Consider the following 3,751-nt stretch of genomic DNA (forward strand, 5'->3'; position numbering starts at 1 on the left):
GGGCGGTGAGGGTGAGGAAGAGGCGGGGGTGGGTACGGACGGCGGCGGGGATGGATTTGCCGCCGGTGAGGCCGGAGCGGACGAGGTGGAAGGTGTCGCCGGCGTGGAGGCGGGAGCACGGCGCGCAGAGGGCGGCGCGGCGGGTGCCGCAGCGGACGAGGAGGCGTTCGCCGGGCTCGGTCCGGGTGTCGTAGTGGTGCAGGATCTCGCCGGTTGCCGTGTCGCGGGTGGTGGTGCGGCCGGTGAGGTGGATCGGGCGGGCGCAGCCGCCGGTGGCGGTGATCTGCTCCAGCAGCCGGGGGAAGAGCGGATCGGCGGCGAGGCGGATGATGTCGCGGTCGATGTCGGGGAGTTGGCGCAGGCGCGCCGCGCGGTCGAGTTCGGCGCGCCTGTCAGCCGGGGTCATGGGGGCGGGGCGGATGGTGGGGACCTCCCGGGGTGGGCCGCTCGCGCGGCAGGGCAGTGATGGCGTGGTGGGGTGGGGTCGTCCATGGGGTTAGTCCTTTCGCTCTGGTCTGCTTCTTGTGCGCGGTCGGTGCGGGTCACGCGCCGTGTGCTTGCGCCTGCCGGTGCTCGATCACCGCTGGTATCCGTGGAAGAGGCAGGCAATGGCGCGCACGGAATCGAGGTGGCGGTAGTGGGAGCGGTACTTCTTGATCTTCAGGTTCTGGCTTCAGCGGACGGGTCGGAGGACCGGGCCGTGAATGCCTCCATCGGGAACAGCGGTCTCAGCCTGCTGCTCTGCCAAGAAGACGAGGACTGATCGCGGGCGGGTCAGCGGATGGTGCCGGTGCCTCGGCAGCAGCGGCAGCGTCGGCGGTGTCCGGTGTGGGTGCGGCGGGAGCGCTCGCCCTTGCAGACGGGGCAGCGGACGGGACGCATGGGCATCGGGCTGGCCCTCCTTCAGGGGGTGAAGCGGGCGAAGACCCACTTCACGAACTCGTCGATCATGTAGACCGCCGCCGTCTGGCCGAGGTAGAAGCCAAACAGGCCGACGCAGACGGCTTCCCACTTCTTGATGTCGCGGGAGCGGACCAGCATCACGGTGACGATCCCGAAGATCACGAGCATCGGGAACGCGGCCTTCTCACTCACGACGCGTCTCCTTCCGTGGCCTCCAGCAGGGCCGTGCGGACCGTGCGCAGGGCAGGGGTGAGGTCGGCGTACTTCGCCGCGATGTCGCGCGCTTCCTCGGTGGTGGTCTTGTGCGAGCGGGCCCGGGTCCACCGGCCATCCGCATCCGTGGTGATCGCGACCCCTTTCTCCCGGGCCGTAATCGACTGGGCGGCCACCACCGCCTCCTTGTTCACGTCACCCAAGGTCATCTCGGCGGTGCCGGGGTCGTTGACCCGGTGGCAGACCCGGCCGGAGAGCTGAGCACGCAGGGCGGTCACCCCGGAGCCGAGTTCGGAGCCGACCCGCTGGCCGACGACGACCACGTGCAGACCGAGGGCCGCGCCGAGCTGCGTGATCCGCAGCAGGAGCGTGGAGCAGCGCTCCGCCTCCTGGCGGCTCTCGCGGGTACCGTCCGACAGGTAGAGCTCTGCGAGCTCATCCACGATCACCACGATGGGCACCGGCCGCAGCGACTTCGGGAGTTCCCAGATGGAGCGGACCATGGCCGCCCGACAGGTCGCCATGCGTTCATGCATCTCGACCACGAGGGCGTCCAGGACGGTAACGGCTTCACGCCGGCTCGTGGTCAGGGCGGACAGGCGTGGGGCGAACAGCCCGAGCTCCATGCCGCCCTTGCAGTCGATCCCGACCAGGGCCACCTTCTGCGGAGCGAACTGGGCCACGAGCCGGGCGAGCAAGTTGGACTTGCCGGACTGCGTGGCGCCAGTGACGAGCCAGTGCGCAACAAGCCGAAGATCGATCACCCACGCGGCACCGGTCTCCAGCACCCCCACCACCGCCGACAACAGCTCTGTGCGAGCGGTGGCGATGCCAGGGCGCTGGAGCGGATCACAGTCGGTGGCCAGGAGGTGGACGATGCCGCGTTCGGGCGAGGTGACCCGGACCGCGTGGACGCGCCAGGCATGAGCCAGGGCGTCGGCCGCCGCGATGAACGGCGCCGGGGTCTGCCCCGGATGCAGCCGCACGACCAGAAGCACGCCCGTTGGTGTCGGTTTCGGGAACCCGATGCGGGGCGGGGCCGGGCGCAGAGCCTCACCCCGGACGATGAGGTCGCCCAGCAGGCTCCGGGGCGGGCGGCGGGAGACTGTCAGGTCGTTGAGCTGGGCGACCTTGGACCAGGTCCGGATGATCCGTAACGCGGTGACGGGGTAGCCGGTCAGATACCAGTACCAGGCCGGGTACAGCTCCCGGATCTGCCACCGGACCGCCAGCAGCCAGACGAGCCCGGCCGCGATGAGGACGAGGGTGGTCGCCATCAGGCCCCACCGCCCTTGCCCGAAGCCGGGGGCGAGGCCGGAGCGGGGGCGGGGGTGATGGCGGCAGCGCGGAAGCTGATGCCGCTGCGGTCGCCCATGGCCCAGGAGATGGCCTCCAGCCCGGTGACCTTGACCTCAACGCCCTCCAGGACGCCGACCGGTTCACCGGCCACAGCGATCTCGATGACCGACACCCGACGTGCTTCCTGCCGGACCATCACGCCGACCGTGTAGATGGTGTTGCCGTCCTGGTCCTTCCTGACCTCCTTCTTTTCGAGTCCCGAGAGCTTCGGTTCGGGCGCCACGACACACCGCAGCAGGCCGAGCCGAGTCGTATCCACAGGGATGGTGCGCAAAGCGAGCAGCCTCCTTCAGGCCGAGAAGCGCGCCAACCATCCTGGTTGACGTCACTCGTGCTTACGAGTGACGACTATGCACCTATCGGCCGCACGAGGCAACCACTTATGCTGACGAGTGATGTGAGACGGGTTCCTCGCGCCCGAGGATCCGCAGTCGACGAGCACGACGAGGGAGACGAACCGTGGGAGAGATCCAGCGTCCTGGCGCCCTGTACCAGCAGGTGGCAGCCGAGATCCGCACCGCCATCAGCGCCGGCGAATTCCCCCCGGGCGCCCCGCTCCCCTCCGAATCCCAGCTCATCGCCCGATACGGCGTCTCACGACCCACCGTGCGCAACGCCATCTCCGCACTGCGCTCGGAGGGGCTGATCGAGGTCATCCACGGCAAGGGCTCCTTCGTCCGCGCCCTCCCCGAACCCGCCATCGCCATCGGCAGGTCGGTGCGAAGCAACGGCCGCAAGTTCACGTCGTACGACGGAACCCTGTGGATCCCCGTCGAGCAGCCGACCGTCTACCGCACGACGGCCACCGCGGAAACCGCCTCCAGTCTTGGAGTGGAGGAGGGGGAGGCACTCTTCGCCTGTGACGATCTAATGGCCGAACACGAGACCGGCGCACGGCTGATGCACCGCACCCTCATCCCCTTCGCCACTGCCGAAGGCACCACCCTCGCCGACAACCCCTCCCAGCAACCCGGCGAAATCTACGCCGTTCTCGCCAAGGCCGGGCATGCGCTGTGGTGGTCGGAGACTGTCAGCGCCCGCATGCCCGAGCCCGACGAGCGCGCCGCGCTGCTGATCCCGGAGGCCACGCCCGTCCTCCACACCATCCGCATCACCCACGGCAACGCCAACGCCCCCTTGCTCCGCGAAGAGCTCCGCGTCAGCGCCAGCCGCGCCCAACTCGCCTACCGCATCACCCCCGACGCCACCACGACCCCACCGCAGGCCGCTCGTTCCTGACCGCGCCCGGGGCTGTGATCGGTCCAAACTTTCTCTA

At 69.5% G+C, this 3,751-nt stretch carries 5 protein-coding genes; 1 reads left to right on the forward strand and 4 read right to left on the reverse strand.

The features are described from left to right. The 4 genes from ACX9I7_RS32335 to ACX9I7_RS32350 all read right to left on the reverse strand — a co-directional run. Positions 1 to 406: replication initiator (locus ACX9I7_RS32335; protein ID WP_459389360.1), on the reverse strand; the 406-nt coding region annotated here is incomplete at its 3' end. Between the two features lie 497 nt (positions 407 to 903). Beyond that, positions 904 to 1,095 carry a hypothetical protein gene (locus ACX9I7_RS32340; RefSeq protein WP_358631190.1) on the reverse strand — a complete coding sequence of 64 codons (192 nt, stop codon included), beginning with the start codon at positions 1,093 to 1,095 and terminating at the stop codon, positions 904 to 906. Continuing rightward, a complete protein-coding gene (locus tag ACX9I7_RS32345) occupies positions 1,092 to 2,393 on the reverse strand; it encodes an FtsK/SpoIIIE domain-containing protein (protein WP_459389361.1) in 1,302 nt (433 codons plus the stop codon). The genes ACX9I7_RS32340 and ACX9I7_RS32345 overlap by 4 nt, the downstream gene beginning before the upstream one ends. After that, the gene (locus ACX9I7_RS32350; protein ID WP_459389362.1) at positions 2,393 to 2,749 is read right to left on the reverse strand and encodes an SCO3933 family regulatory protein; all 357 of its coding nucleotides are present in this window, start codon (positions 2,747 to 2,749) and stop codon (positions 2,393 to 2,395) included. The genes ACX9I7_RS32345 and ACX9I7_RS32350 overlap by 1 nt, the downstream gene beginning before the upstream one ends. 185 nt (positions 2,750 to 2,934) lie before the next feature. Here ACX9I7_RS32350 and ACX9I7_RS32355 point away from each other — a divergent pair, with 185 nt between their 5' ends. Beyond that, positions 2,935 to 3,714 carry a GntR family transcriptional regulator gene (locus ACX9I7_RS32355; RefSeq protein ID WP_459389363.1) on the forward strand — a complete coding sequence of 260 codons (780 nt, stop codon included), beginning with the start codon at positions 2,935 to 2,937 and terminating at the stop codon, positions 3,712 to 3,714. The last annotated feature ends 37 nt before the right edge of the window (positions 3,715 to 3,751 follow it).

The sequence above is a fragment of the Streptomyces sp. L500 genome (assembly GCF_054551825.1).

Bases quoted from the DNA above. Each gene is read 5' to 3' on its own strand.
- ACX9I7_RS32345 (WP_459389361.1), bottom strand. From the start codon at position 2,393: ATGGCGACCACCCTCGTCCTCATCGCGGCCGGGCTCGTCTGGCTGCTG.